The sequence below is a fragment of the Sinomonas cellulolyticus genome (genome assembly GCF_014656475.1).
GTDB lineage: Bacteria > Actinomycetota > Actinomycetes > Actinomycetales > Micrococcaceae > Sinomonas > Sinomonas cellulolyticus.
On record NZ_BNCM01000006.1, the window covers coordinates 109,484 to 135,466 of the forward strand.

General features: G+C 70.6%; 25 protein-coding genes and 1 tRNA gene. 16 read left to right on the top strand and 10 right to left on the bottom strand.

Annotated features, from left to right (window positions below; genetic code table 11):
• Positions 1-92: 92 nt before the first annotated feature.
• A complete protein-coding gene (locus IE231_RS09425; protein ID WP_189693703.1) occupies positions 93-1,169 on the bottom strand; it encodes an agmatine deiminase family protein in 1,077 nt (358 codons plus the stop codon).
• A complete protein-coding gene (locus IE231_RS09430; protein ID WP_189693704.1) occupies positions 1,166-2,308 on the bottom strand; it encodes a nitrilase-related carbon-nitrogen hydrolase in 1,143 nt (380 codons plus the stop codon). Before IE231_RS09430 ends, IE231_RS09425 begins: the two co-directional genes overlap by 4 nt.
• Positions 2,309-2,462: 154 nt before the next feature.
• On the opposite strand from IE231_RS09430, the gene IE231_RS09435 reads away from it, so the two are divergent.
• Both IE231_RS09435 and IE231_RS09440 read left to right on the top strand, forming a co-directional pair.
• Positions 2,463-3,155, top strand: a complete 693-nt coding sequence (locus IE231_RS09435; RefSeq protein WP_189693705.1) for a TetR/AcrR family transcriptional regulator — start codon at positions 2,463-2,465, stop codon at positions 3,153-3,155.
• Positions 3,156-3,303: 148 nt separating this feature from the next.
• Positions 3,304-4,701, top strand: a complete 1,398-nt coding sequence (locus tag IE231_RS09440; protein ID WP_189693706.1) for a flavin monoamine oxidase family protein — start codon at positions 3,304-3,306, stop codon at positions 4,699-4,701.
• Positions 4,702-4,832: 131 nt separating this feature from the next.
• Here the strand turns inward: IE231_RS09440 and IE231_RS09445 are convergent, their stop codons facing one another.
• Both IE231_RS09445 and IE231_RS09450 read right to left on the bottom strand, forming a co-directional pair.
• Positions 4,833-5,165: a DUF2853 family protein gene (locus tag IE231_RS09445; RefSeq protein WP_189693707.1), complete on the bottom strand. Its 333-nt coding sequence runs from the start codon at positions 5,163-5,165 to the stop codon at positions 4,833-4,835.
• Positions 5,166-5,220: 55 nt separating this feature from the next.
• Entirely contained in the window at positions 5,221-5,988 is a 768-nt protein-coding gene (locus tag IE231_RS09450; protein ID WP_189693708.1) for a methyltransferase domain-containing protein, read from the bottom strand.
• A gap of 71 nt (positions 5,989-6,059) precedes the next feature.
• Here IE231_RS09450 and IE231_RS09455 point away from each other — a divergent pair, with 71 nt between their 5' ends.
• Positions 6,060-7,727 (top strand): FAD-binding dehydrogenase, encoded by a 1,668-nt coding sequence (locus IE231_RS09455; protein ID WP_201896969.1) that lies wholly within the window; start codon positions 6,060-6,062, stop codon positions 7,725-7,727.
• A gap of 58 nt (positions 7,728-7,785) precedes the next feature.
• Here IE231_RS09455 and IE231_RS09460 read toward each other — a convergent pair.
• Positions 7,786-7,862: transfer RNA gene (locus IE231_RS09460), tRNA-Met, on the bottom strand.
• A 120-nt stretch (positions 7,863-7,982) separates the two neighbouring features.
• On the opposite strand from IE231_RS09460, the gene IE231_RS09465 reads away from it, so the two are divergent.
• Positions 7,983-9,041, top strand: a complete 1,059-nt coding sequence (locus IE231_RS09465) for a YihY/virulence factor BrkB family protein (protein ID WP_189693709.1) — start codon at positions 7,983-7,985, stop codon at positions 9,039-9,041.
• Positions 9,042-9,099: 58 nt separating this feature from the next.
• Here the strand turns inward: IE231_RS09465 and purB are convergent, their stop codons facing one another.
• Positions 9,100-10,533, bottom strand: a complete 1,434-nt coding sequence (gene purB / locus IE231_RS09470) for an adenylosuccinate lyase (RefSeq protein ID WP_189693710.1) — start codon at positions 10,531-10,533, stop codon at positions 9,100-9,102.
• 197 nt (positions 10,534-10,730) lie between these two features.
• Between purB and IE231_RS09475 the strand changes: the two genes are divergently transcribed.
• Positions 10,731-11,228: a hypothetical protein gene (locus tag IE231_RS09475; RefSeq protein WP_189693711.1), complete on the top strand. Its 498-nt coding sequence runs from the start codon at positions 10,731-10,733 to the stop codon at positions 11,226-11,228.
• Complete coding sequence (locus tag IE231_RS09480; RefSeq protein WP_189693712.1) at positions 11,225-12,610, top strand: acetate and sugar kinases/Hsc70/actin family protein; 1,386 nt, start codon at positions 11,225-11,227, stop codon at positions 12,608-12,610. Before IE231_RS09475 ends, IE231_RS09480 begins: the two co-directional genes overlap by 4 nt.
• Here the strand turns inward: IE231_RS09480 and IE231_RS09485 are convergent.
• A complete protein-coding gene (locus IE231_RS09485; RefSeq protein WP_189693713.1) occupies positions 12,576-13,001 on the bottom strand; it encodes a phage holin family protein in 426 nt (141 codons plus the stop codon). The two genes, IE231_RS09480 and IE231_RS09485, sit on opposite strands and share 35 nt — an antisense overlap.
• Before the next feature lie 32 nt (positions 13,002-13,033).
• Between IE231_RS09485 and IE231_RS09490 the strand changes: the two genes are divergently transcribed.
• From IE231_RS09490 to IE231_RS09515, 6 genes are all read left to right on the top strand, one after another.
• Positions 13,034-14,197, top strand: coding sequence for a histidinol-phosphate transaminase (locus IE231_RS09490; RefSeq protein ID WP_511090702.1), 1,164 nt, complete (start codon positions 13,034-13,036; stop codon positions 14,195-14,197).
• 168 nt (positions 14,198-14,365) lie between these two features.
• The gene (gene pdhA / locus IE231_RS09495; protein ID WP_189693714.1) at positions 14,366-15,655 is read left to right on the top strand and encodes a pyruvate dehydrogenase (acetyl-transferring) E1 component subunit alpha; all 1,290 of its coding nucleotides are present in this window, start codon (positions 14,366-14,368) and stop codon (positions 15,653-15,655) included.
• Entirely contained in the window at positions 15,655-16,635 is a 981-nt protein-coding gene (locus IE231_RS09500) for an alpha-ketoacid dehydrogenase subunit beta (protein ID WP_189693715.1), read from the top strand. Before pdhA ends, IE231_RS09500 begins: the two co-directional genes overlap by 1 nt.
• A 9-nt stretch (positions 16,636-16,644) precedes the next feature.
• Positions 16,645-18,189: a dihydrolipoamide acetyltransferase family protein gene (locus tag IE231_RS09505; RefSeq protein ID WP_189693716.1), complete on the top strand. Its 1,545-nt coding sequence runs from the start codon at positions 16,645-16,647 to the stop codon at positions 18,187-18,189.
• 93 nt (positions 18,190-18,282) lie between these two features.
• Positions 18,283-18,675 (top strand): VOC family protein, encoded by a 393-nt coding sequence (locus IE231_RS09510; protein ID WP_189693717.1) that lies wholly within the window; start codon positions 18,283-18,285, stop codon positions 18,673-18,675.
• Positions 18,676-18,783: 108 nt separating this feature from the next.
• Positions 18,784-20,238 carry an MFS transporter gene (locus IE231_RS09515; protein WP_201896970.1) on the top strand — a complete coding sequence of 485 codons (1,455 nt, stop codon included), beginning with the start codon at positions 18,784-18,786 and terminating at the stop codon, positions 20,236-20,238.
• Positions 20,239-20,331: 93 nt separating this feature from the next.
• On the opposite strand, the gene IE231_RS09520 is transcribed toward IE231_RS09515, so the two are convergent.
• The gene (locus IE231_RS09520) at positions 20,332-21,054 is read right to left on the bottom strand and encodes an ester cyclase (protein ID WP_189693718.1); all 723 of its coding nucleotides are present in this window, start codon (positions 21,052-21,054) and stop codon (positions 20,332-20,334) included.
• Here IE231_RS09520 and IE231_RS09525 point away from each other — a divergent pair.
• The 4 genes from IE231_RS09525 to catC all read left to right on the top strand — a co-directional run bounded on the left by IE231_RS09525 (position 21,026) and on the right by catC (position 24,054).
• Positions 21,026-21,586: a phosphatase PAP2 family protein gene (locus tag IE231_RS09525; protein ID WP_189693861.1), complete on the top strand. Its 561-nt coding sequence runs from the start codon at positions 21,026-21,028 to the stop codon at positions 21,584-21,586. The two genes, IE231_RS09520 and IE231_RS09525, sit on opposite strands and share 29 nt — an antisense overlap.
• 75 nt (positions 21,587-21,661) lie before the next feature.
• Complete coding sequence (locus tag IE231_RS09530) at positions 21,662-22,588, top strand: LysR substrate-binding domain-containing protein (RefSeq protein ID WP_189693719.1); 927 nt, start codon at positions 21,662-21,664, stop codon at positions 22,586-22,588.
• A gap of 39 nt (positions 22,589-22,627) precedes the next feature.
• Positions 22,628-23,731 carry a mandelate racemase/muconate lactonizing enzyme family protein gene (locus tag IE231_RS09535; protein ID WP_189693720.1) on the top strand — a complete coding sequence of 368 codons (1,104 nt, stop codon included), beginning with the start codon at positions 22,628-22,630 and terminating at the stop codon, positions 23,729-23,731.
• A gap of 44 nt (positions 23,732-23,775) precedes the next feature.
• Positions 23,776-24,054 (top strand): muconolactone Delta-isomerase, encoded by a 279-nt coding sequence (gene catC / locus IE231_RS09540; RefSeq protein WP_189693721.1) that lies wholly within the window; start codon positions 23,776-23,778, stop codon positions 24,052-24,054.
• 33 nt (positions 24,055-24,087) lie between these two features.
• On the opposite strand, the gene IE231_RS09545 is transcribed toward catC, so the two are convergent.
• Both IE231_RS09545 and IE231_RS09550 read right to left on the bottom strand, forming a co-directional pair.
• Entirely contained in the window at positions 24,088-25,227 is a 1,140-nt protein-coding gene (locus tag IE231_RS09545) for an AI-2E family transporter (RefSeq protein WP_189693722.1), read from the bottom strand.
• Between the two features lie 59 nt (positions 25,228-25,286).
• Positions 25,287-25,907, bottom strand: a complete 621-nt coding sequence (locus IE231_RS09550; RefSeq protein ID WP_189693723.1) for a TetR/AcrR family transcriptional regulator — start codon at positions 25,905-25,907, stop codon at positions 25,287-25,289.
• Between the last annotated feature and the right edge of the window lie 76 nt (positions 25,908-25,983).

The window sequence follows — 25,983 nt, forward strand, 5'->3', positions numbered from 1 at the left end:
CAATGGGGCGGAGGGGCGGTGGATCCGGTATCGCGGACACGGGACCCGTGGGGTTATCACCTCGGGCGGAAGGGTGCTGGAATTTGGGCCGGTCAGGCCCGGGTCGGGGTTGCGGCCCGAGATGTTGCCGGCTGCTGCTGGGTGATGCAGTGGATCCCGCCCCCGCGGGAGAAGAGGACGCGGGCGTCGACGGCGGTGACGTGCCGCCCGCGGTAGGAGTCGGCGAGGAGGCGGAGGGCCTTCTCGTCGTGCGGGTCGTTGAACGCACACGCCACGAGCCCGCCGTTGAGCGCGACGTGGTTGATGTAGCTCCAGTCGACCCAGTCCTCGCCATCGTGCAGCTGGGCCGGGGCGGGGACCTCGATGATGTCCCAGCGGGCGCCGTCCGCGGTCCGCGAGGTGTGGAGCGCCTCGAGGATCTCGCCCGTGACCTCGTGGTCGGGGTGCTCGGGGTTGTGCTGGACGTGGACCAGGAGCGTTCCCGGGCGCGGGATCGCCGCGACGAGGTCAACGTGGCCGCGCGTGCCGAACCGCTCTGAGTCCCGCGTGAGGCCGCGGGGGAGCCACACGGCATGGCGGGCGCCGATGGTGCGCTCGAGCTCCGCCTCGACCTCGGCCTTGGTGATGCCGGGGTTGCGGCCCGGGTCGAGCTGGACCGTCTCCGTCAGGAGCACCGTGCCGAGCCCGTCCACCTGGATGCCGCCGCCCTCGTTCACGAGCCGGCTCGGGACGTTCTCGGCGCCGGCGGCCCCGGACACGGTCCGGCCGATCCTCGCGTCGTTCTCCCACGAGGCCCAGTCCTGGGCGCCCCACCCGTTGAAGACCCAGTCCACGGCGCCGAGGCGCGGGGCACCGCCGGTGCCGCTGCGGCCGGACGCGGCCTCGTCGAGCACGAAGCTTGGGCCCAGGTCCCGCATCCATGCGTCGTCGAGGTCCGCCTCGAGCAGATCGATCCGGCGGTCCAGGTACGCCCGGGCGATCGCGCGGTCCTCGTGCCGGACCACCATGGTCACGGGCTCGTACCGCCGCGCGGCGTGCGCGACGGCGGCCCAGGCCGCGCGGGCCTCGTGCGCGTCCCGATCCGTCTCGCCGAGCGTGTAGCCGCCGGACGGCCACGCCATCCAGAGGCGCTCGTGCGGATCGGTCTCCGCGGGCATCCGCCAGCTCATGCCACCGCCCCCTGCAGCTGGTTTCCCGCGGCGGTGCCCACGGCGTCCGGCGAGACGGACGACGCCGGTGACTCGCCGCCGTCGTGCGTCCCGCCCGGGCGGGTGGCCGGTTCGGGCGAGCCGAACGGGTGCGCCCGGTCGACGGGAGCGGTCAGGGCGGCGTAGGTGTCCGGGCGGCGGGTGGTGAGGAACGGGAAGAGGGTGAGCCAGTCGCGGCGGGCGTCGAGGTCGAGGTCCGCGACGAGGACCGCGGAGCCCTCGCGGGGGGCGCGGGCGAGGATGCGGCCGTACGGGTCGGAGATGAAGGAGGAGCCGTAGAACGTCACGAGGCCCTCGGAGCCCCAGCGGTTCGGGACCACCATGAACGTCCCGTTCGCGATCCCGTTGCCCACGATCACCTGGCGCCACAGCGGCTCGGTGTCGAAGTCGGGGTGGCCGGGCTCCGAGCCGATCGCCGTGGGGTACGCGAGGATCTCTGCGCCCTGGAGCGAGTACGCGCGGGCGAGTTCGGGGAACCACTCGTCCCAGCAGGTGGGCAGGCCGAGGCGCGCGCCGCCGAGTTCCGCGGGGGCGTGGACCGGGTACGCCGGTCCGCTCTCCGGGCCCGGGCGGAAGAACTTGTCCTCGTAGTAGCCCTCCGTGACGGGGATGTGGAGCTTGTCCGTCACCGCGAGGAGCTCGCCAGAGGAGGAGACGAGGATCGCGGTGTTGTAGCCGAGGCCGTCTGCTTGGCCCGCGGCGCCGGGGGCGGCTTTGCGGTAGAGGCTCGCGTGGACCACGACGCCGTGGGTGGCCGCGGCGCGGCGGGCGAACGCGAGGGTCGGGCCGGTCTCGAGGTCCTCGGCGATGCTGCTCGGGGTGTAGTCGGGGAGGGTGTCCGCGGGGTAGCGGGAGAGGGTCAGCTCGGGGAGGAAGACGATCTTGGCGCCGTGGCTCGCGGCCCGGCGGATGCCGTCCTCGAGCTCGGCCTCGGTCGCGGCGGGGTCCTCGTGCCAGCGGTGCTGGACGAGGGCGACGCGCAGCGGCGCGCGCCGCGCCGGCGCGGCACCGGGCGTGCCCGTGGCACTGGGGCCGCCCGCGGCATCCGTGTCCGTGCGGGCCCACGACACCGGGGGCTTCAGGGCGAGGATCTCGTGCATGGGAAGTCCTTCGCGGAGTGGGGGAAAGGAGGATTCGGTCTTCAAAATGAATGACGTTCGTTTATGAGAGCACGTGACCTGCGCCACGGTCAACCCCTCCCCCTGCGTTGAGGGGTCATGTCCCTGCATTGCGGGGTCACTAGACTGGCGAACCATGGACGACCCCGCCCCCGACGTGCAGCAGCCGGTCGCCCCCCGACGCAGGGGCCGCCCGCACCGGCCCCTGCTGTCACGGGAGAAGATCACGACGGCGGCCCTCGCCGTCGTCGGCCGGGCGGGCTACGCAGGGCTCACCATGGCAGCGCTCGCCCGCGAGCTCAAGACCGCGCCGTCAGCCCTCTACAACCACGTCGAATCGAAGGACGAGGTCCTGAACTGGGTCCAGGACGACGTCTGCGAGACCATCGACACGACCGGCTTCGGCGTCGATCCGTGGGACCTCGCGATCACCCGGTGGGCGCATTCGTACCGCGCGGCCTTCGCGCCGCACCTGCCGCTCATCCCCATCATCGCGGTGTTCCCCGTGGCCGGCGCCCCCCACACCCTGGCCATGTACGAGCGGGTCGCGGATGGACTCCGCGCCGGCGGATGGCCGGTGGACATGGTGGTGGACGTCATCGTGGCCGTGGAGTCGTTCGTTCTGGGCTCCGCCATGGACGTCTCGGCGCCGGAGGGGATCTTCGACGTCGGTGACCGCCACGACCTCGCGCCCACGTTCGCCGACGCCGTCGCCGCCCGGCCTGCGAGGGGCGCCGCCTCGGCCGACGCGGCGTTCGGTCTCGGGCTCAACGCCCTCGTCGCCGGGCTTCGGGGCACCCTTGCGGCCGTCCGCGCCACCCGCGGGTGAGCCTCAGTGCGGGGACATGACCCCTCAACGGGGACCTGACCCCTCAATGTGGCGGGGGGGGAATTGGGGAAGAGGGCTTGCCGAGCCCTCGATAATGAATTAGATTCATTTAGAGACCTCCCCCACATCCCTTCCTGAAGGAGCCATCATGTCCCACACCCCCACCCGCGATGCCGATGTCGTCGTCGTCGGTGCCGGTCCCGCCGGCCTCATGGCCGCCCGCACGCTGAGCAAGGCGGGCCAGCGCGTCGTCGTGCTCGAGGCCCGCGACCGCGTTGGCGGCCGCACATGGAGCGACACGATCGACGGCGCGTTCCTCGAGATCGGCGGCCAGTGGATCAGCCCGGACCAGACCGAACTGCTGGGCCTCGTCGACGAGCTCGGCAAGCAGACGTTCGAGAGGTACCGCGAGGGCGCCAGTGTCTACATCGCGCCCGACGGCGCGCGCACCGTCTACTCGGGCGACGACTTCCCCGTCAGCCCGGGCACCCTGGCCGAATTCGAGCGCCTCACCGCGCTCCTCGACCAGCTCGCCGCCGACCTCGGCGCCGAGGAGCCGTGGGCGCACCCGAAGGCCCGCGAGCTGGACACCGTGAGCTTCCACCACTGGCTCCGCGCGCAGTCGGCAGACGAGGAGGCGTGCAACCTGATCGGCCTGTTCATAGCCGGCGGCATGCTGACCAAGCCGACCCACGCCTTCTCAGCCCTTCAGGCTGTGCTCATGGCCGCCTCGGCGGGCTCGTTCAGCAACCTCCTCGACGAGGACTTCATCCTGGACAAGCGCGTGGTGGGCGGCATGCAGTCAGTGAGCGAGGCCATGGCCGCCGAGCTCGGCGACGCCGTGGTGCTCGGGGCGCCGGTGCGCACCATCGCCTGGGGCGAGGAGGGGAACGGTGGTGTGACCGTCACGGCCGACGGCGGCGCCTCGGGCCGCGTCACGGTCACCGGCCGCCGGGCGATCCTCGCAGTCCCCCCGACCCTCTACTCCCGCATCTCCTACGTCCCGGCCCTGCCGAGGCGCCAGCACCAGCTGCACCAGCACCTCTCGATGGGCCTCGTCATCAAGGTCCACGCCGTCTACGGGCGCCCGTTCTGGCGCGAGGTGGGCCTCTCGGGCACCTGCTTCGGCGCGGGCCAGCTCGTCCAGGAAATCTACGACAACACCAACCATGGCGACTCCCGCGGCACCCTCGTCGGGTTCGTCTCCGACGAGAAGGCCGACCGCCTGTTCGCGCTCAGTGCCGAGGAGCGCAAGGCCGCGATCCTGGCCTCCATGGCCGAGTACCTCGGCGATGAGGCGCTCATGCCGGAGGTCTACTACGAGTCCGACTGGGGCTCGGAGGAGTGGACCCGCGGGGCGTACGCCGCGAGCTTCGACCTGGGCGGCCTGTCGCGGTACGGCGCGGACCAGCGCACGCCGGTCGGGCCGATCCACTTCGCCTGCTCGGACATCGCGGGCGAGGGCTACCAGCACGTGGACGGGGCCCTTCGGATGGGGCGCCGGGCCGCGGAGGAGACGATCGCGGCGCTCGCCCCGGCGCTCTGAACGCGCGCCGCCGCACGCCCTTCCCCGGCACTTGGCGCAAATGGTGGGTTGAGCAGGGTCAGCGGGCTTCGCACCCTGCTCAACCCACCATTTCGCGGGGGTGATGAGACGCGCGACGGTCGGCGCGGCGGCTACTTGCTCTTCTTGCGGAAGTCGTCGAGCTGGTCGAAGTGTTCGGCGAGCAGGTAGTAGACCGTGGGACGCTGCCGGCGGTTGATGCCCTTGAACTTCTGCCCCACGGACTGGATCGCGGCGTCGAGGGTGGCGTCGTCCTCGGTGCGGCCCAGCTTCTTCTTGAGGAAGCCGTCGCGGACGCGGTCCGTCTCGGTCTTGTCGCCGAACGAGACGAGCGAGGCGTCAGCGCTCTGCAGCGCAATGCCGCAGTGGCGGATGACGCCCGCGACGACCTCGTCGTCCGCGTTCGGTGCCAGCTTCTTGATCTGCTCTGCCCAATCGACAGCCATGACAGCTCCTTCAGGTCCCCGGATGCGAGCCCAGCGTGGTCTCGTGGGCGCCAGATTACCCACGAGGCGCGCACTCCGGTAGGTGTGGCGTGCGACATATCTCGACTCTCGTGGCGCTTCCCCCGGCTAGATCTGGCGAGACGGCCCGAACCGCCCCCGTGACGGTCCACACACCGCTCCTCTTCCGGTACACCGGCTCGAGCCCGTGCCGGCGAACGACCTCCACCATCGCGGCCGGATCGTGTGCGAACCCCCGGAAGGATCGGCCGGTGAGCCGCAGCATGGCGTTGCCGAAGCGCAGACCCAGCCGCGCGAGCGGCCCCGCTGGTGGGTAGCTGAACGCGATGGCCTTCCGCGCGTGGTCGGCCGCCGCGCCCAGGAGCTTCTCGTAGTCCGGGTAGCAGCAGACCACGCGGTGGAGGACGACGACGTCCGCCGGCTCCACGGCGTCGGGCGTCACGGCGAGGTCCACGCCGAGGCGACGCTCCACGCGGCCGGCCATCCCGGCGCGGGCGATCAGCCGTGCCGAATCGGCCTCGTACGCGTCGGAGAGCTCGAGGTTGGTGGAGCGCGCGGCCCCGCGGGCGAGGAGCTCGAGCTGGATCTCGCCGGCCCCGCCGCCCACCTCCAGCACGGTCGCTCCCTCAAGCCCGCGCGCGGCAAGGAAGTCCACGATCCGTTGCTCGGCGGACCGCAGCCCTTTCCTCTCGTATCGCCGGGCGATGCTCCGCGAGAACTGTGCGTTGAAGACGGAGCGGTAGCGTTCCGGGTCGCCGCCGTCCTGCCCGCGCTCAGGGGGCAGGGGTCCGCAGCAGGCAGCCATGGCACCAGTATGGGCCACCCGTCCGCCGGCCGCCCGTTGACGCCCGCGTGCCCGACCGGAAGGGTGGGGGCATGGCTGATGCTGTGACGACGGACGTGTGCGTGGTCGGTGCGGGCCTCGCGGGCCTTGTCGCGGCGGTCGAGGCCGCCGATGCCGGCCGCGACGTGGTGGTCCTCGACCAGGAGCCACCGCAGTCGCTCGGCGGGCAGGCACACTGGTCCCTCGGCGGCCTGTTCCTCGTGGGCTCGCCCGAGCAGCGGCGCATGGGCGTGCGGGACTCCCTCGCGCTCGCGCGGCAGGACTGGTTCGGCTCCGCGCAGTTCGACCGAGCCGAGGACTTCTGGCCGCGACAGTGGGCCGAGGCCTACCTGGACTTCGCGGCCGGCGAGAAGCGCGCGTGGCTCCACGGGATGGGGGTGCGGTTCTTTCCGGTGGTCGGGTGGGCCGAGCGGGGGGACGGCCGCGCCGACGGGCACGGCAACTCCGTCCCGCGCTTCCACCTTGTGTGGGGGACCGGGCCCGGCGTCCTCGCGCCGTTTATCCGCCGCGCCCGCGCGCACGCCGACGCCGCGCGGATCCGCTTCCTGTTCCGGCACCGCGTCGACGAGGTCCTCACGCACGACGGCGCCGCGACCGGCGTGCGCGGAAGCCTCCTCGCGCCGTCGCCGGCACCGCGGGGGAAGGCGACAAGCCGCGAGGCGGTGGGGGAGTTCGCCGTGGAGGCGGGCGCCGTCGTGATCGCCTCCGGCGGGATCGGCGGGAACTCGGAGCTCGTGCGGCGGATGTGGCCCGCGCGGCTCGGCTCCGCGCCGGCAACGATGGTGGCCGGCGTGCCCGCGCACGTGGACGGGAGGATGCTCGGCATCGCGGAGGCGGCGGGGGCGCGGGTGATCAACGGCGACCGGATGTGGCACTACACGGAGGGCCTCCGGAACTGGGACCCGATCTGGGAGGACCACGGGATCCGGATCCTGCCGGGGCCGTCGTCCGTGTGGCTCGACGCGCTCGGCCGTCGGCTGCCTGCGCCCCTCTTCCCCGGGTTCGACACCCTCGGGGCGCTCAGGTACCTGCGCGGAACGGGCTACGACTACTCGTGGTTCGTGCTGACGCAGTCGATCATCGAGAAGGAGTTCGCGCTCTCCGGCTCCGAGCAGAACCCGGACCTCACAGGGAAGGACCTGCGGCTGCTGGCTTCGAGGGTGCGGGGCGGCGCGCCGGGCCCGGTCGAGGCGTTCAAGGAGCACGGCGCGGACTTCGTGGTGGCGGACTCGCTGGGCGAGCTCGTGGACGGGATGAATCGGGTGGGGGAGCCGGGGCTCCTGTCCGAGGCTGCCGTCCGGTCCGTGCTCGAGGCGCGGGACGCCGAGATCGAGAACGCGTTCGGCAAGGACGCGCAGATCACGTTCCTCCGCGCGCACCGGCGCTACCTCGGGGACCGGCTCATCCGCACTGCTGCGCCGCACCGGATCCTCGACCCGAAGCACGGCCCGCTCATCGCCGTACGCTTGAACATTCTTACGCGCAAGACGCTCGGGGGCCTCGAGACGGACCTGTCCGGGCGCTGCCTGTCCTCCGCGGACCCTGCCCGCGGCGCGGTCATTCCCGGGCTGTTCGCCGCCGGCGAGGCCGCGGGGTTCGGAGGCGGCGGCATGATGGGCTACAACGCGCTCGAGGGGACGTTCCTGGGCGGGTGCCTGTTCTCGGGCCGCGTCGCCGGGAGAGCCGCAGCCAGCCGCTGAGCCTGAGCCACGGCGGAACAGCAGAAGGCCCCGATCCGTCTGGATCGGGGCCTTCACGTGGTTGCGGGGGCAGGATTTGAACCTACGACCTCTGGGTTATGAGCCCAGCGAGCTACCGAACTGCTCCACCCCGCGGCGCTTGATCAACTGTACACGATTCCCGCCGCGCCGCCGAATCGGAGCCCGCGGACCGCGGCCCTGCGCGGTGGGGGACTGTTCGATTGCCGCGGCGTGGTCTGGGGTAACAGTGGGCGCATGAGCCAGCAACGAGGTGAGTCAGCAACCGAACGCAAGGTCGAGGCCCCTGCGCCGGACGACCCGCAGAAGCCGGACCGGATCCGTGACCTCAAGAAGCCGTCCTGGATGTACGTGGGGCGCAAGGCGGTCCGCGAGTTCGGGAACGACGCCTGTACGGACCTCGCTGCGGCCCTGACCTACTATTCGGTCCTCTCGCTCTTCCCGGCGCTGCTGGCCCTCGTGTCCCTGCTCGGGCTCTTCGGCCAGGCTGACAAGACCGCCAGCGGCATGTTGGACATCGTGCAGTCCGTCGCCCCCGGCTCCTCTGTCGATGCAGTGCGCGGGGTGGTCGAGGAACTCGTGAACAGTCCGGCCGCCGGCCTCGCTCTCGTCGGTGGCGTCGTCGGTGCTCTCTGGACCGCCTCGGGATATGTCGGCGCGTTCGGCCGCGCGATGAACCGGATCTACGAGGTCGAGGAGGGGCGCGGATTCGTCAAGCTGCGGGGCACCATGCTGGCCTTGACCGTCGCTGCCGTCATCATCGTCGCCATCATCTCGGCCATGCTGGTCCTGAGCGGGCCGGTGGCGTCGGCGGTGGGTTCGGTGATCGGTCTGGGCCCGACCGCCGTCATCGCGTGGGACATCGCGAAGTGGCCCGTCGCACTGATCCTCGTGATCGTCCTCATCGCGCTCCTGTACTACTTCACCCCCAATGTGAAGCAGCCCAAGTTCCGGTGGATAACGCTCGGATCGTTCATCGCGCTCCTGGTGCTCGCCGTCACCACCCTCGGCTTCGGCTTCTACGTGGCCAACTTCGGCCACTACAACAAGACCTACGGCACGCTCGGCGGCGTGGTGATCCTGCTCCTGTGGCTGTGGCTCGTGAACATCTCGCTCCTGTTCGGCGCCGAGTTCGACGCGGAGATGGAGCGGGCCCGCGAGCTCCAGGCCGGGATCGGGGCCGAAGAGACGATCCAGCTCCCGCCGCGCGCCACCGAGAAGGTCGAGAAGAAGCGCAAGACCGAGGAGGAGGACCTGCGCCGCGCCCGGGAGCTGCGGCACGGCGCCAGCCGCTGAGAGCACTCCGCCGCCCGGCGCCGTCGTACTCCGGCGGTGCCGGGCACAGCCGAGCGGCTCAGCCGAGGTGGTCGACCAGCTTGCCCGCGATCCCGTTGTACGTCGCGGGCGTGAGGGCGAGAAGGCGCGCCTCGGCGTCGGCGGAGAGGCCCAGACCGGAGACGAACTCCTTCATGCGGTCCGCGTCGACGCGGTGGCCGCGGGTCAGCTCCTTGAGCCGCTCGTACGGGTTGTCCATCCCCGGGACGCCGGCGACGGCTTCGGCGCGCATGACCATCTGGATCGCCTCGGCGAGGACCTCCCAGTTCGCGTCGAGGTCCTCGGCGAGCACATCGCTGGCCACGTCGAGCCGCTCGAGGCCCTTCGCCACGTTCGAGATGGCGAGGAGGGAGTGGCCGAACGCGACGCCGATGTTGCGCTGCGACGACGAATCGGTCAGGTCGCGCTGCCACCGGGAGGTCACGAGGGTTGCGCCCAGTGTGTCGAGGAGGGCCGATGAGATCTCGAGGTTGGCCTCGGCATTCTCGAAGCGGATCGGGTTGACCTTGTGGGGCATCGTCGAGGAGCCGGTGGCCCCGGCGACGGGCACCTGCTTGAAGTAGCCGATCGAGATGTAGCTCCAGATGTCCGTGCACACGTTGTGCAGGATCCGGTTGAACCGCGCCATGTCCGCGTAGAGCTCGGCCTGCCAGTCGTGGCTCTCGATCTGCGTGGTGAGAGGGTTCCACGTGAGGCCGAGGCCCTCGACGAAGGACTCCGACACCTTCTCCCAGTCAGCGCTGGGAACGGAGGCGACGTGCGCCGCGTAGTCGCCTGTGGCGCCGTTGATCTTCCCGAGGTACTCGGTCTTCGCGATGCGGTCGAGCTGCCGGCCGAGGCGGTGCGCCATGACGGCCAGCTCCTTGCCCAGGCTCGTGGGAGTCGCCGGCTGGCCGTGCGTGCGGGAGAGCATCGGCTCGTCGCGGTTGGCGCGCGCCATCTCGGCGATCTGCTCCACGAGGGCCCGGGCGTCGGGCAGCCAGACGTTCTCGACGGCACCCTTGATGCCGAGCGCGTAGGAGAGGTTGTTGATGTCCTCGGAGGTGCAGCCGAAGTGGACGAGTGCCGTGAGGCGCGTCAGGCCGAGGCCCTCGAGCCGACGCCCGATGTAGTACTCCACGGCCTTGACGTCGTGGACGGTGACGGCCTCGATCTCGGCGAGCTCGGCCACGGAGTCGGCGTCGAATTCGGTCACGATGCGCCGCAGGCCGGCCGCCTGCGACTCGGTGAGTGAGCCGACGTCCGGCAGGACGGAGTTCTTGACGAGGTGGATGAACCACTCGACCTCCACGGCGACCCGGTCGCGGTTCAGCGCTGCCTCGGACAGGTAGTCGACGAGGGGTGCGACCGTGGGCCGGTAGCGGCCGTCGAGCGGTCCGAGCGCGATGGGCCTGCCCTCGCTGGCGGCAAGGGAGAGTCGACCGGAGGGGATGCGCGAGGGGGAGTCAGCCATGGCCTCCATTCTTCCATGACCTCCGCCGCGCCCGGCTGGCCCGGGAATGGGGAGCCGACGCGGGCGACCTTTGTCCTCCACAGGCAGCCGCAGGGCGTGTCCTCCACATACGACGGCGCCCTCCCCCGTGCGCCCGCGGGCGCCCCTAGCGTCGGGGGAGAGGCCGTGCCGGAGGGCGCGGGGGAAGGCGGGAGACGATGACCGGGACGGATGCACTGGGAGCCGGTGCCCTCATGGGGGCGGGGACTTCCTCCCAATCCGGGGTCTACTGCGGTCACGACGAAGCCGAGCTCCGGCGCGCCGCGGGAGAGCTCGAGGGAGCCCGGACGGACGTGCAGCATGCGATGGCGGCCATCGCCCGGGCCGAAGCGGCGGCATGGGTCGGGCCGGCAGCCGAGGGGTTCAGGCGGTCCACTGCAGGACTCGGGGCGAGGCTCGCTGCCCTCGCGGCGGCGCTGGGAGCCCTGGCCCTCGTCGTGGCAGCGCTGCAGTCCGAGGCGGCGGCCTGCCCCGGCGTGCCGGCAGGTCCCAGCTCTCCTGCCTCCGCAGCTGGCCCCGGTCTCGTGGTGGAGGGCAGGTCGGGGCCGCTCCTGCCCGTTGCCTCCCGCCAGCCGCCCCTCCACCTCGCTGCTCCCTCTGCCCCGGTCTTTGCCCGCGGGTACGGGAGTGCGGCCCCCGGGGAAGTGTGCCGGTGAGTGCCGATCTGGGGGCTGGCCCGGGGGACCGCGACGCCTCGGCGTTTGTCGTGACCGGCGGGGAGGCATTCCGTGTGGACACAGAGGCGCTGCAGGGCGCGGCCGTGGCGCTGGCCTCGGCTGGCGAGACGGCTGACGCCGTGGCTGGCCGTCTCGAAGCCGCGCGCGCAGCGGTGTGGCGGGGAGCCTGCGCGGGCAGCGACGCTGCAGCCTCCTTCGAGGCCGCGGCTTCCCGGCTTGTGACTGAGTCCGCGCAGCTTGCGGCAGATGTCCGCGCGGACGCCCGGTCGGCACTGCGCGCGGCCGGGGCCTACGCGGACACGGAGGCACGGACCGCGGCTGCCGCGGGGGCGCGCCAGAGAGCCCTGCGGAATGCCGTGTGGGGCGCTGTGCCAGCCTTCCTCGGATGGTCAGTTGCGTGGCCCGGCGGCGACGGCCGGGGCCCTGTCCGGCTGGCGGCTGGCGGCCTTCGCGCCCTCACAGGCGCGGCCGGCGCCGTCGCGCCGCTCACACCGTGGGTCCCGGCCGGCGGCCCGGGGGATCCGATCAGCGTGGTCCGTACCCGGACCGCTCCCGGCCTCGAGGACGCCTCGACCTTCGGCTATGCCGCGAGGAGCCTGCAGCAGGCACAGGGCATCTCCGCGCTCGACGACGGGTCCGCCGTGCCGCCGTCCTCGATCCTCGTCGAACGGCTCGAGCGCCCTGACGGGAGTACGGCCGTGATGCTCACTGTGCCGGGCACCCAGACCTGGTCGCTCGACGACCCGGGAGGAGGAGTGTTCGATGCGGAGGGCAATCTGGACGCGATGGCAGGCCGGGAGAGCCATGCCCGCCAGCTCATCGAGCGGGCGCTGGCGGACCAGCAGCTGGCTGCGGGAGACGAGGTGGTGTTCAACGTGCACAGCCAAGGGTCCCTGCACGTGTTCGGCCTGCTGGAGGACGAGGCGTTCCGCTCCCGCTATCCCGTGGCTGCCGTGACGGTGCTCGGCGGGGTGCCGACGGCCTTCCGGGTCCCTGACGATGTCGCGGTGCTCAGCATCGCGAACTGCGACGACGCAGTCCCGGGACTCTCGGGCCTTCCTCCCCTCCCTCGGCCCAATGTGGTGGACGTCCGGACGCCGTCCCATCCCGGCGTCGGTGGGCAGGGACTCGTGAAGGACCTCGTCGCGGCCCACGACCTCGACCGGTACGCCGCCGACGCCCGGGCCCTCGACCTCTCGGGCGATCCTTCCGTCCGGGGCTACGCGGCGGTCCTCGGCGCCGTCGTCGGGACCGGGATTGCCGGCGCCGCCGTGCTGCCGCGCCGCGAGCGGTTCGTGTACACGGGCCGGGATACGGTGACGCCCCTCAGCGCCTCCGGATCCCGAGCGCCCAGCCGGTGACAGCGGAGACGATCGCGATGATGATCGCGCCGATGAATGCCGTCAGGAAGGAATCGAGGGTCAGATGGACCGGCGTGTACCCGGAGATCCACGCGGTGAGGCCGAGCATCGCCGCGTTGATGACGAGGGCGAAGAGGCCGAGCGTGAGGCACGTGATGGGAATGGACAGGAAGCTCACGATGGGCCGCACGACGGCGTTGACGAGGCCGAAGATGAGCCCGATGAACAGGTACGCCAGGACGATGCCGACTCCGGCGCTTGCATCGCCGGCCCCGGCCTTCGCGGCGACGCCGGCCGTCGGGGACGTCGTGATGTCCATCCCCGGGAGTACCCATGCAGCCACCCACAGAGCGAGGGCGCTGACGATGACCTGCAGCACGAAGCGCATCATGGCCCTATGCTCGCACGGCTACGCTGTATGGCATGACTTCACCGCTGAATGATCACGACGGGGGCGCACACGCCAGCGCCGACGCCGTCCCAGCCGCCACCGCGGGCGTCACCCCTCGTCCCGTGATGAACAGGCTCCCCAAGTACGCCGCGGGCCGACCCCCGGCGCCCGTGGAAGGCCTCACGAGCTACAAGCTGTCCTCGAACGAGAACCCGCTGGCACCGCTGCCTGCCGTCACCGAGGCAATCGTCCGGGAATCAGGCATCAACCGCTACCCGGACGCAGTCGCCACGCGGCTGCGCACCGCCCTCGGCACGTTCCTCGATGTTCCCGCCGACGACATCGTCACGGGCGGGGGCAGCCTCGGCGCGCTCAACCAGATCCTCGCGGCGTTCGCCGGCCAGCAGGACGACGGCACCCAGGACGAGGTCGTCTACGCGTGGCGCTCCTTCGAGGCGTACCCGATCTCGGTGGGCCTCTCCGGCGCTAGGAGTGTCCAGATCCCGGTCCTCGCGGATGGACGCCACGACCTCGACGCCATGGCCGCCGCCGTCAACGAGCGCACCAGGGTCGTGCTGCTCTGCACCCCGAACAACCCCACGGGCCCCGCGCTGCGCCGCGAGGAGACCGAGCGCTTCATCCAGTCGGTTCCGGGCCATGTGCTCGTGGTCATCGACGAGGCCTACCAGGAGTTCGTCCGGAACCCCGAGGCCGTGGACGGCATCGAGATGTACCGGAAGTACCCCAACGTCGCGGTGCTGCGGACATTCTCGAAGGCCCACGGCCTTGCCAACCTCCGCGTCGGCTACTCCATCTCGCATCCTGACGTGACCCAGTACTTGCGCATCGCCGCCGTGCCCTTTGCCGTCTCCACGGTTGCGGAAAGCGCGGCCATCGCCTCTCTCGAGAACTTCCATCAGGTTGTAGGAAGGGTACAAACGCTCGTCGATGAGCGCGATCGCGTCGTGGCGGGACTGCGGGAGCTCGGCTGGGAGATTCCCGACGCGCAGGGCAACTTCGTCTGGCTCGCCCTGGGCGACTCGACACCGGAGTTTGCCGCCGAAGCGGCGGCAAGGGCCCTGTCCGTGCGGGCCTTCGGGACGGAGGGCGTGCGGGTCAGCATCGGCGAAGCAGAGGCGAACTCCCGGTTCCTGGAACTCTGTAGGTCCTTCACAAAGGTCCCGCAGGCTTCCTAGCAGGATCCGACTTCGCGGCGGCTCAGCTTCACTCTGTAGAGTGACAGCTGGGCCGCCGAGTCTATTCCACAGACGGAATGTGATCCTCCCGGGGAATACTCACGGAGACGCGGCGGGCCCCGCCCGGCGCCCCCGGGTTGGTCATCCGACGGCAGGCGAGGAGGCGGTATGGGAGTCGAACTGCCCACGACCGAGTTCAGCGACATCCCCGACGAGCTCTGGCTTGAGCTCGAGGCCGATGCCCATGAGGACCCTGAGCGGCCCGGGGCAATGGTCCAGCTCCTCGACGAGGAAGGGCGCTTCAGGTCCGACTCCCGGCTCGCCGAGTCGATTGCCAGCCTGAGCAAAGATTCCCTTCGCGGCATGTACCGCGACATGGCGATGATCCGCCGCTTCGACGCTGAAGCGACCGCCCTCCAGCGCCAGGGCCAGCTTGCCCTGTGGGTCCCCCTGCGGGGCCAGGAGGCCGCCCAGATCGGATCCGCCCACGCCACCCGCCCCGAGGACTACGTCTTCCCCACCTACCGCGAGCACGGTGTGGCCCTCGTCCGCGGTGTTGACCTCGCAGAGCTCCTGCGCCTGTTCCGCGGCATCTCGAACGGGGGCTGGGACCCCCGGGGCACGGGCTTCCACCTCTACACGATGGTCCTCGCGGCCCAGGTCCCGCACGCCGTCGGCTACGCGATGGGCATGCAGCGTGATGCGGCCCGCGCCGCCTCAGGGGCTGCCGCGTCCACAGCGCCCGCGGCAGGCGCGTCGGCCCCCGGAACGGCGGGAGCCCCGGCGGGCGCCGAGACGGGCGCGGTCGTGGCCTACTTCGGGGACGGGGCAAGCTCGGAGGGCGACGTCCACGAGTCCATGGTCTTCGCCTCGAGCTTCAAGGCCCCGGTGGTCTTCTTCTGCCAGAACAACCAGTGGGCCATTTCCGTCCCCACCAAGGTCCAGTCCAGGATCCCCCTGTTCAACCGCGCCCGGGGCTACGGCTTCCCCGGTGTCCGCGTGGACGGCAATGACGTCCTCGCGGTCCACGCCGTGACCCAGTGGGCGCTCGCCCGAGCTCGCAGCGGCAAGGGCCCCGTGCTCATCGAGGCCTACACCTACCGCCTCGGCGCCCACACGACCGCGGACGATCCGACCAAGTACCGCCTCAGCGACGAGGAGAAGGCCTGGGCGGCGCGGGATCCCCTCGCCCGCTTCGAGAAGTACCTCCGCGCCGAGGGCATCGCGGACGACGCGTTCTTCCACCAGGTCGCCTCTGCAGGCGACGAGCTCGCCACCAAGGCCCGCGCCGACGTCCTCGAGTTCGCATCCCCGACCATCGAGGACGCGTTCGCGCACGTCTACGCCGAGCCCCATCCGCTCGTCGCGGAGGAGCTCGAGTGGCAGCGCCAGTACGAGGCGGGCTTCACGGACCAGGACCAGGACCCGGACGGCACCACCCAGGAAGGCGCGCGCTGATGCCCACGATGACGATCGCGAAGGCGATCAACGCCGGCCTCCGGGCCGCCCTCGGCCAGGACGAGTCCGTGATGCTCATGGGCGAGGACATCGGCACGCTCGGCGGCGTCTACCGCGTGACCGAGGGCCTCAAGGCCGACTTCGGCGGCGACCGCGTCATCGACAGCCCCCTCGCAGAGGCAGGAATCATCGGCACGAGCATCGGCCTCGCACTGCGCGGCTACCGGCCCGTCGCCGAGATCCAGTTCGACGGCTTCGTCTTCCCCGGCTTCAACCAGATCACCACGCAGCTGGCCAAGCTGCACGCCCGCAGCAGCGGCCAGCTCACGGTCCCCGTGACCATCCGCATCCCGTACGGCGGGGGCATCGGCTCGGTGGAGCACCACTCCGAATCGCCCGAGGCCCTCTTCGCGCACACCGCCGGCCTGCGCATCATCACCCCGTCCAACGCCCACGACGCGTACTGGATGACCCAGCAGGCCATCGCCTCGGAGGATCCGGTCATCGTCTTCGAGCCGAAGCGCCGCTACTGGCTCAAGGGCGACGTCGACACTGAAGACCCCGGGGCGAGCGCCGACCCCTTCCGCGCCCATATAGTCCGCGAGGGCACTGACGCGACCGTGGTCGCCTACGGGCCCCTCGTGCCCGTCGCCCTCGCAGCGGCGGAGGCGTCCGCTGAGGACGGACGCAGCATCGAGGTCATCGACCTCCGCTCGATCTCGCCGATCGACTTCGACGCCGTCACCGCCTCCGTCACGAAGACCGGCCGCCTCATCGTCGCCCACGAGGCCCCCACCTTCGGCGGAATCGGCGGCGAGATCGCCTCCCGGGTCTCCGAGCGCGCGTTCCTGGCCCTCGAGGCGCCCGTGATCCGCGTGGGGGGCTTCCACATGCCCTACCCGGTGGCCAAGGTCGAGGAGCACTACCTCCCCGACATCGACCGGATCCTCGAAGCCCTCGACCGCGCCTTCGCGTACTAGGAGCAGCCCGTGACGCAGCAGATCTTCAGCCTTCCCGACGTCGGCGAGGGCCTCACCGAGGCCGAGATCGTCTCGTGGAAGGTCAAGCCCGGCGACGCCGTGGCCATCAACGACGTCCTGTGCGAGATCGAGACGGCCAAGAGCCTCGTCGAGCTCCCCAGCCCGTACGCTGGCACGGTCGTGGACCTGCTCGCCCCGGAGCACCAGACCATTGAGGTGGGGACTCCGATCATCGCCATCGGTGACAGCGCCGAGCAGACGGTGGCGAACGACGGCGGGGGCGCGCCTTCGGGCGCTTCCGGCGGGGGCGGATTCCCGCCCCAGGATGCCCACGGATCCCCGGAGTCCGCCCCCGAGTCCAGTGCCGGGCGTTCCGCCTCCACGGCCGTTTCCTCGCCTTCTGCCCCCGTCGCCGCAGATGCTGCCTCACCGGTGCCGGTGATCCAGGAGCCCGGTGTCGAGAGTGGGCCGCTCGTCGGGTCTGGTCCGAAGGCCGACGCCGTCAAGCGCCGCCCCCGGAAGGCGGTCTCCGCCACGGTGCCACCGGTGTCCCCGTCCACCCAGAAGGCGACCCCGGCGCCCCAGCCGGCCACCCATCCTGAGGCAACAGCGGAGACGGCCCGAACAGCGCAGCCGGGGAACGGCGTCGTCGGGCTTCTGGCACGCGTCCTCGCCAAGCCGCCGGTGCGGCGGATTGCGAAGGAACTCGGCATCAACCTTGCCGACGTCCCCGCGACCGGTGCACGCGGCGAGGTGACGCGCGCGGACCTCGAGTCGTACCAGGCCCAGCGCGAGCGCGAGCACGACGCCGCGCCGACCTTCTGGGACCACCACCGCACCGCCCAGGACCACCGGGTCGAGGTCATCCCGGTCCGCGGCGTGCGGAAGGCGACCGCGAAGGCCATGGTCGACTCGGCCTTCAGCGCCCCCCACGTGAGCATCTTCGTGGACGTCGATGCCTCGCGGACGATGGAGTTCGTGCAGCGGCTCAAGAAGTCGCGCGACTTCGAGGGCGTGAAGGTCTCGCCTCTGCTCATCCTGGCCAAGGCCGTGATCTGGGCTGCCGCGCGGAATCCGAGCGTGAACTCGGAGTGGGTCACCACGGAGTCGGGGGCGGATGAGATCCACATCAAGCACTACATGAATCTCGGCATCGCCGCCGCGACACCGCGTGGCCTCCTGGTGCCGAACATCAAGGACGCGCAGGACCTCTCCCTCAAGGAACTCGCCGTCGCGCTCAACGACCTCGCCACGACGGCCCGGGCCGGGAAGAGCAAGCCCGCGGACATGACGGGCGGCACCATGACGATCACGAACATCGGTGCCCTCGGCATCGACATCGGGACCCCGATCATCAATCCGGGCGAGGTGGCGATCGTGGCGTTCGGCACGATCAAGCAGAAGCCCTGGGTCGTCTCCGGAGAGGTCATCCCGCGGTGGATCACCACGCTCGGCGGCTCGTTCGACCACCGAGTGGTGGACGGCGACCTGTCGGCCCGCTTCATGGCCGACGTCGCGGCGATCATGGAGGAGCCGGCCCTCCTTCTCGACTGACGGGTGCGGCCGGTCGTGTCCGATTCCGTAGGTACGGCCGGCCGGGACTGCCGCGCTGTTCCGGGACGCCTCCACCGCGTACCGTGGGGCATCATGGAGATGCGCCTTGAGGTCGTCCAGGTACCCGTCGCCGATGTCGACCGGTCGAAGTCGTTCTACACCGAGAAGCTCGGCTTTGCCCTCGATCACGACGTGGAGCACATCCCCGGAATGAGGGTGGTCCAGATGACGCCGCCGGGATCTGCCACATCGATCGTCATCGGCACAGGGATGACCTCCATGCTGCCGGGCAGCCTCGAGGGCCTGCAGCTCGTGGTGCCTGATCTGGCGGACGTCCGCTCGGAGCTCCAGGGCCGCGGCGCCGAGATCAGCGAGATCCAGGACATGGGCGGTGTCCTCTTCGCCTTCTTCGACGACCCAGACGGCAACCGCTGGACGCTCCAGGGCGAGACTCCTCCCGACGTCAGGACCGCACACCTTTCGTGATCGCGAGGGAGTGACAGCACGTCTGCCCAAGGCGCACCATGGGAGGCGGCAGTCAGGGCAGGTTCTGGCGCAGAGGCACCACCCCGTGGCTGCGGGAGGCTGATCGACGTGGCTGCATCCATGGACTCGGGGTCCGTGAGCGCCGCTCCCACCGGTGCCGCGATCATCGCGAGGCTCGAACGACTGGAGGTCTGGAGCCTGTCCTATCTCTTCATCGGGATCATCGGGCTCGGGTTCCTGTTCACGTTCTACGACATCTTCGACATCAACGTCTCCTTCATCCAGACGTGCATCGAACTGAACAAGGGCTGCACCCCGGAGACGGCGCTCGAGGCGCTGCCGCTGCCGGTGCTGCTCAATCTGGCCGGCTATGTGCTCGGCACCCTGATCCTGAGCCCGATTGCCGACCGGATCGGCCGGCGGAACATGCTGATGATCACCATGCTCCTCACGGGCCTGGGCTCGCTGTACAACGCGTTCGTGGGCGACTACGCGAACTTCAACATCGCGCGCACCGTCACCGGTATCGGGATCGGTGCCGACCTCGCGATCGTGAACACGTACATCAACGAGATGGCGCCGCGCCACGCACGCGCACGCTTCACCACCATCATCTTCATCATGTCCGCGCTCGGCGCGTTCGTGGGCATCTGGCTCGGCCTCATCCTCACGACGCCGGCCACCCCTTGGCCGCTCGGCCTGCCGTTCGCGATGGCGGGGCCCGGGTTCGAGAGCGGGTGGCGGTGGATGTATGGGGTCGGGGCCATCCTGGCTGCGGTAGCGGTGCTGCTGAGGTTCGAGCTCCCGGAGTCGCCGCGGTGGCTCATCGGCCAGGGCCGGTTCGCGGAGGCGGACCTCGTGGTGCGCGAGATGGAGGTCCGCGCGGCGAAGCACGGCCCGCTTTCCGAGCCGGTGGTGACTCCCGTGCAGGGGGCGACCGTCCCGCCGTCGCCTGTGCCCTACCGCGATCTGTTCGGCAATCCGCTGTACGTCAAGCGCATGATCCTGCTGTTCTTCGTGTGGTTCATCGGCTACATCACCGTGTACTCATTCGCTGCGGGCTTCACCGTGGTGCTCGCGGCCCTGCACTACCCGCCGCCCGAGGCCGGCGTGATCGCCGCCGTGGGGACCATCGGGTTCGTCGCGGAGGCCGCGATCATGAGCGCGATCGTCGAGAAGCTCGAACGGCGCTACTGGCTGCCCGTCGGCGCGGCCGTGACCATCATCGGCTCGCTCGTGGTCGCGGCGGCCGGGACCAACGTGGGCATCGCGTTCATCGGCTCGATCCTTATCTTCGCCGGCTTCAACCTCTGGGTGTCCCCGACCTATGCGCTCACGGCGGAGTCGTTCCCCACACGCGCGAGGACCACGGGCTTCGCGATCGTGGACGGCGCCGGGCACATCGGCGGCGGCATCGGCGTCATGGTGATCACCCCGCTCCTGCCGGTGCTTCCGGTCATCGGCGCGCTGGGCCTCATCTCGGTGTTCCTGGTGATCGCCGCGATCCTCGTGCAGTTCACCCCGCACACCCGCAACCGGCACCTGGACCACATCTCGCCGTAGGGCCTCCTCGGAGAGCGGTGAGGCACGACGACGGCGACGCCCCCCGCGCGGGGGCCTCGCCGCCGTCGTGCTCGTCTCAGCGGCTGCGGAGGCTCACATCAGCCCGATCTGCTGGTAGAAGGTGAGGTTGTCCCAGAACAGGAACTCCTCGTTCATGGTGCCCTGCCGGTTCCAGATGCCCACGGTGGCCATGTTGATCGCGTAGGCCTTGCCCGTCGGCGCGATGAAGCCGCCTTGGCCGTTGGGCATGGGCTTGGTGAAGGTCCCGCGCATCACGCCGGTGACCGAAGTGAAGAAGTCCTGCGCAATCCGGATGGGGTGGACTTCGATCCGGGTGTCCGGCGCCCACACGAATAGGTTCGCGAGGTCCTCGATGTGCTTCTGGATGCCGTCTGTGTGGTGGCCGTCGGGCCAGTGCACTCGGACGTTGTCCGCGTGGCTCTCGTGCAGGCGGGCCCAGTCGGCGTGCGAGAAGACCTGGAAGTCGAGGGTGTCGAACGTGGTGAGGTGGTCGCGCTCCATGTCGGTCAGGTGCATGGGGAACGGCGGGGTGGTGACGCCGCCGGCGGCCGGGTCGCCCATGAGCGGGCCGGGCCCGGGCTGGGCGGCCTGCGCGGCGCCGGAGGAGACGGCGGTGAGCGCGAGGGCGCCGAAGGCTGCGGCGCTGCCCGTGGTGAGGAGCTCGGCGTTCCGGGGACCACCGTGGAAGACTGGAACGGTGCTGAGCAGGCCCCACTCCGCCGCCGCGGCCGCGCCACTCGAGGGGCGCGCCGTCGCCGTGGCGCGCGTGCTCAGCGAGGTCTTCCAACCGCCCATCACTGTCGGCGCCGCACTGCTCCTGAGCCCCGCAGGGAGCCCGGGCTGGCCCCATACGTGGTGGTACGGTGCGATCGCCGCCCTGTTCACGTGCGTGCTGCCGTTCGCCATCCTCATCGCCCTCGTGCGCTCCGGCAGGGTCGTGGACCACCATGTGAGCGAGCGGTCGCAGCGCACGCCCGTGCTCGCGATGTCGGTCGTCTGCGTGCTCGCGGGGTTCGCGCTGCTGTGGTTCCTCCGTGCGCCGGCGTCGGTGCTGGCGATGGTGGCTGCGTTCATCGCCGGGATCGCGGTGCTCGCCGTCGTGAGCCTGGGGTGGAAGATCAGCGGGCATGCCTCGGCTGCATCCTCGGCCGCGGTGGCGGTCCCGCTGCTCTTCGGCCCGCCATGGTGGCCGCTGCTGCTCGTGGTCCCGGCCGTGTGCTGGGCGCGGGTGGTGCTCAGGGCGCACACGCTCGCACAGGTGGTCGCGGGCGCCGTCTTCGGCCCCGTGGTGATCGTGGGACTCTGGCAGGCCTTCCTCGCGCTCTGATAAAGATGCAGAAGATCCGAATAGGCCTCGAATAGATATTTCCGCAACCTAATCGCCCGGCTTACGCTGGTCAGCATGGAGACACGGCACCTGCGATACTTCGTCGCGGTCGCGGAGGAGCGGCACTTCGGCCGCGCCGCCCAGCGCCTCCACATGGCCCAGCCCCCGCTCTCACAGCAGATCAAGCAGCTCGAGGAGCAGCTCGGCACCCCCCTCTTCGAGCGCACCACCCGCAAGGTCGAGCTCACGCCCGCGGGGGAGCTCCTCCTCGAGCGCGGCCGCCGCATCCTCGCCGACCTCGAGGAACTCGAGTCCGACGTGGTCCAGGTGGGCAGAGGAGCCGCGGGCGTGCTCCGCGTGGGCCTCGCGGGCTCCGCCACCTACCGCCTCCTGCCCCCGCTGGTCCAGCGGGCCCGCACCGAGATGCCCGGCCTCAGGCTCACCGTCCGCGGCGAGATGCTGACTCCCCAGATGGTCGGCGATCTCGAGGAGGGCAGGCTCGACGTCGCCGTCCTCCGCCCGCCGGTCGACTCGCCGGAGGTGGAGCTCCACTACCTCGAGCACGACGAACTCGTCGCCGCGCTCCCGGCCGACTCGCCCTGGGCGCAGCGCGACGCCTTGGAGCTCGCCGAACTCGCGGGAGAGCCGTTCGTTGGCTACCCGGCCCCCTCGGTGGTCACCAGGATCTTCCGCGAGGCCTGCCGCCGCGAGGGCTTCATCCCCCGCGTGGTCCAGGAGGCCGCGGAGACCTCGACCCTCCTGGCCCTCGTCGCCGCGGGCATGGGAATCGCCCTCGTGCCCATCACCACGAGCGGCTTCGCGCTCCAGGGCATCGTCTTCCGCCCTGTGCGCGAGGCACCCTCGGTGGACCTCGCCGTCGCCTGGCGCCGCGGCGGCAAGACCCCCTTGGTCCAGCGCTTCGTCAGGCTCGTGGACACGGTTCCGCTGCCCCCGGAGGCGACTCCCGCCGTCGTCCCTTCCCCGCCCTCCCCGCACCCCTGAACCCGCATCCCTGAACCAGCACCCTGAAGGAGCCCGCCCATGAAGATCGAGCGCATCGAGGCGATCCCCTACTCCATCCCCTACACGCACCCGCTCCGCTTCGCCAGCGGCGAGGTCCATGCCGCCGAGCACGTGCTCATCCGCATCACCACCGATGACGGGCTCGTGGGCATCGCGGACACTCCGCCGCGGCCGTACACCTACGGCGAGACCCAGGCATCGATCATGGCCGTGGTGCGGGACATCTTCGCGCCGGCGCTGACGGGGCTGGATCCGCTCGACCGCGAGAAGGCCCAGCGGATCATGGCGCGCACCGTCCACAACGACACGGCCAAGGGCGCAGTGGACATCGCGCTGTGGGACCTCATCGGCAAGTCCCTCGGCACCCCGGTGCACAAGCTGCTCGGCGGCTATGCGGACAGCATGCGGGTCTCGCACATGCTCGGCTTCAAGCCTGCCCAGGAACTGCTCGAGGAGGCGCAGCGCTTCGGCGAGGAGTACGGGATCACCACGTTCAAGCTCAAGACCGGGCGCCGGCCCCTCAGCCTCGACGTCGAGGCTGTGCACGTCCTGCGCGAGGGGCTGGGCGACGGCGTGGAGATCTACCTCGACGCCAACCGCGGCTGGACCGCGAACGAGGCCATGGAGGTGCTGCGGCGGACGGACGGCCTCGGCCTCACGGCCCTCGAGGAGCCGTGCGACGCCTCCGAGGCCATGGGCCGGCGGCGGCTCGTGCAGCACTCGGCCATCCCGATCACGGGCGATGAGTCCGTCCCCACCCCGGGGGACGTCTCGCGCGAGCTCCTCTCCGGCGGCTGCAACGCGATCTGCATCAAGACCGCGCGGAGCGGCTTCACGCAGGCCACCGAGATCCTGGGCCTGTGCACCGGGCTCGGCGTGGACGTGACCATGGGCAACCAGATCGACACGCAGATAGGCTCCCTCGCAACCGTCACATTCGGCGCCGCCCACGAGGCGAGCCAGCGGCGTGCCGGCGAGCTCTCCAACTTCCTCGACATGGCCGACGACCTGCTCGCCGAGCCCCTCGAGATCCACGACGGCGCGATCCGCGTCCGCGAGGTCCCCGGCGTGGGTGCCGAGATCGACGAGGACAAGCTCGCCCGCTACCGTCAAGACGCGTGACACCGCCGAAAGACGCCTGACCCCGCTGACCCGAGGAGACCCGCATGCTGTTCATGACGCGCATGGACGTGACCTTCCCGCCGCACCTGACCCCCGAGCAGGTTGCCGACTTCCAGGCCCGTGAGAAGGAGTACTCGGGGTCTCTCCAGCGCTCCGGCAAGATGGCGGGGATCTGGCGGATCGTGGGGGAGTACGCCAACCACTCGCTCTTCGACGTGGACTCCAACGACGAGCTGCACGAGATCCTCTCCGGCTTCCCCATGTACCCCTACATGAAGATCAAGGTCACCCCCCTCGCGAAGCACCCCAACTCGATCCGCTGAGGCCGCAGGCGGGTCCGCGCGCAGGCGGGTCGGTCAGTCGTTCGGCGGAGGGGCCACCGTCAGCTCGGTGGCCGCTGTCTCGTGGGTCCCGGGCTCCCCGGCCGCTGCGCCCCGGCCCGTCCAGGTCTTGACCACGGACCAGCCCACGGCGGTGATCGGCACGGCAAGCAGCGCACCGATGATGCCCGCGAGCACCGTCCCGGTCGCGAGCGCGAGCAGGATCGCGAGACCGTGGATCGAGAGCACGCGGCCCATGAGGAGGGGCTGGAGGAGGTGGTGCTCGATCTGGTTCGCGACGAGCACGAGGATCAGCACGATGAGCGCCTCCACGGGGCCGTTGGAGAGCAGGGCGATGCCCACGGCCAGCAGGCCCGCGAGGGTTGCGCCGAGGATCGGGATGAACCCGCCGATGAACACGAACACGGCCAGCGGCAGCGCGAGGGGCACGCGCAGCACGGCCAGCCCCACGCCCACGATCACGGCGTCTGCCATGGCGACGAGCAGGGTGCCGCGCACGTAGCCGCCCAGCACGAGCGCGCTGCGCTCCGCGGAAAGGCGCGCCTTCCCCCGCAGCGACTCCGGGACGAACCACAGGAGGAACTCCAGGATCTGCCGGCCGTCCTTGAGGAAGAAGAACAGGATCACGGCCATGAGGATCATCGAGGTAATGATCTCGCCCGCCGTCCTGGCGCCGGTGAGCGCCTCGGCGCCGATGCTGCCCGAGGTGAAGAAGCGCTGGAGGGATTCCTGCGCCTGGGTGATCTGCTGGTCGGTGATGCGCGCGGGGCCGTTGTTGAGGAACGTGTGCAGCTGCTCGATGCCGGCCGTGAACCGGTCCGCCAGCTCGTGGGCCTGGGCCCTGATGAGGAAGACGATTCCTGTGATGATCCCGCCGAAGACTGCGAGGATCGCCACGAACGAGGCCAGCACGGCGAGGGCGCGCGGCCACTTGTGGGCGTAGAGCCAGCGCACGAGGGGCGCGATGGCGCACGCGAGGATGGCGGCGATGACGAGGGGGATGACCACGAGCGGGATCCTCAGCAGCACCCACACTGCGGCCCACACGAGGGCTCCCACTGCGAGGGTCTGGACCGCGCGGATGCTGGCCCGGCCGAGGCCGTCGGTGAACAGGCCGGCGAGCTGTCGGCGGGAATCTGCGGGATCTTCGGACATGGAGTCCTCGTTTCCGAGTCGGTGGGCAGAGCCTGCTCAGGCTATCGCTGAACTCCCGGTCATGCGGGCTCACGGATGGTGAGTGTCCCGGCGAGGTCCAGGTCCGCCTGGGTGCCGGGGTAGCCGGATTCGGCGATGAGGATGGCCCCGAAGGCTGCGGCCCAGAAGGTCTTGACTTCCTGGCGGGGGCTGCGGTCGATGACCCAGCCGCGCCCGCTGAGGATGTTCTCGAGGTGGTGCTCGGAGATGCGGAACAGCAGGCTCAGGTGTCCCTTGACGACGGGACTCAGCTTGGGCTTGGCCCGGGCGAGGGCCAGCGCGCTGATCACCACGGGCAGGGACGGGGTGACGAGCACGGTCCGGGAGACCGCGCGCCGGAAGGCCTCTGCCGTGGAAAGCCTGGCGCCCACGCCCTCGATGCGGCCGGCGTCGCGCAGGAGCAGGGCGAACGCCGCATGGACGAACAGGGAGTCCTTCGAGCCGAAGTGGTAGGTGATCTGGTTCGGGAAGACCCGCGCGGCGGCGGCGATCTGGCTCACGGTGACGGAATCGGCTGGACGGGACGCAAACAGGGCGGCCGCCGCGTCGATGATGCGGTGCCGCGTCGCTACCCCGCGGCCCTTCCGTGGGGCAAGGAGGCGCCGGGCGGTGGCGGCGGCGCGTGTCTCGACTGGGCCCATACCTGAATTGTATGCTGTACAAGAAATTTGGCTTTTTGTATCGCATACAAGCGAGCCTCAGGGCTGCGACCTAAGG

What these genes read in the sequence shown, in the direction of transcription:
- IE231_RS09485 (WP_189693713.1), bottom strand. Translation starts at nt 13,001, where the DNA reads ATGATGCGCTTCGTGCTGCAGGTCATCGTCAGCGCCCTCGCTCTGTGG.
- IE231_RS09510 (WP_189693717.1), top strand. Translation starts at nt 18,283, where the DNA reads ATGGAGATGCGCCTTGAGGTCGTCCAGGTACCCGTCGCCGATGTCGAC.
- IE231_RS09450 (WP_189693708.1), bottom strand. Translation starts at nt 5,988, where the DNA reads ATGGCTGCCTGCTGCGGACCCCTGCCCCCTGAGCGCGGGCAGGACGGC.
- IE231_RS09545 (WP_189693722.1), bottom strand. Translation starts at nt 25,227, where the DNA reads ATGTCCGAAGATCCCGCAGATTCCCGCCGACAGCTCGCCGGCCTGTTC.
- IE231_RS09530 (WP_189693719.1), top strand. Translation starts at nt 21,662, where the DNA reads ATGGAGACACGGCACCTGCGATACTTCGTCGCGGTCGCGGAGGAGCGG.
- IE231_RS09500 (WP_189693715.1), top strand. Translation starts at nt 15,655, where the DNA reads ATGCCCACGATGACGATCGCGAAGGCGATCAACGCCGGCCTCCGGGCC.
- IE231_RS09550 (WP_189693723.1), bottom strand. Translation starts at nt 25,907, where the DNA reads ATGGGCCCAGTCGAGACACGCGCCGCCGCCACCGCCCGGCGCCTCCTT.
- purB (WP_189693710.1), bottom strand. Translation starts at nt 10,533, where the DNA reads ATGGCTGACTCCCCCTCGCGCATCCCCTCCGGTCGACTCTCCCTTGCC.
- IE231_RS09535 (WP_189693720.1), top strand. Translation starts at nt 22,628, where the DNA reads ATGAAGATCGAGCGCATCGAGGCGATCCCCTACTCCATCCCCTACACG.
- IE231_RS09520 (WP_189693718.1), bottom strand. Translation starts at nt 21,054, where the DNA reads ATGGGCGGTTGGAAGACCTCGCTGAGCACGCGCGCCACGGCGACGGCG.
- pdhA (WP_189693714.1), top strand. Translation starts at nt 14,366, where the DNA reads ATGGGAGTCGAACTGCCCACGACCGAGTTCAGCGACATCCCCGACGAG.
- IE231_RS09490 (WP_511090702.1), top strand. Translation starts at nt 13,034, where the DNA reads ATGACTTCACCGCTGAATGATCACGACGGGGGCGCACACGCCAGCGCC.
- IE231_RS09475 (WP_189693711.1), top strand. Translation starts at nt 10,731, where the DNA reads ATGACCGGGACGGATGCACTGGGAGCCGGTGCCCTCATGGGGGCGGGG.
- IE231_RS09435 (WP_189693705.1), top strand. Translation starts at nt 2,463, where the DNA reads ATGGACGACCCCGCCCCCGACGTGCAGCAGCCGGTCGCCCCCCGACGC.
- IE231_RS09430 (WP_189693704.1), bottom strand. Translation starts at nt 2,308, where the DNA reads ATGCACGAGATCCTCGCCCTGAAGCCCCCGGTGTCGTGGGCCCGCACG.
- IE231_RS09425 (WP_189693703.1), bottom strand. Translation starts at nt 1,169, where the DNA reads ATGAGCTGGCGGATGCCCGCGGAGACCGATCCGCACGAGCGCCTCTGG.
- IE231_RS09440 (WP_189693706.1), top strand. Translation starts at nt 3,304, where the DNA reads ATGTCCCACACCCCCACCCGCGATGCCGATGTCGTCGTCGTCGGTGCC.
- catC (WP_189693721.1), top strand. Translation starts at nt 23,776, where the DNA reads ATGCTGTTCATGACGCGCATGGACGTGACCTTCCCGCCGCACCTGACC.
- IE231_RS09455 (WP_201896969.1), top strand. Translation starts at nt 6,060, where the DNA reads ATGGCTGATGCTGTGACGACGGACGTGTGCGTGGTCGGTGCGGGCCTC.
- IE231_RS09465 (WP_189693709.1), top strand. Translation starts at nt 7,983, where the DNA reads ATGAGCCAGCAACGAGGTGAGTCAGCAACCGAACGCAAGGTCGAGGCC.
- IE231_RS09445 (WP_189693707.1), bottom strand. Translation starts at nt 5,165, where the DNA reads ATGGCTGTCGATTGGGCAGAGCAGATCAAGAAGCTGGCACCGAACGCG.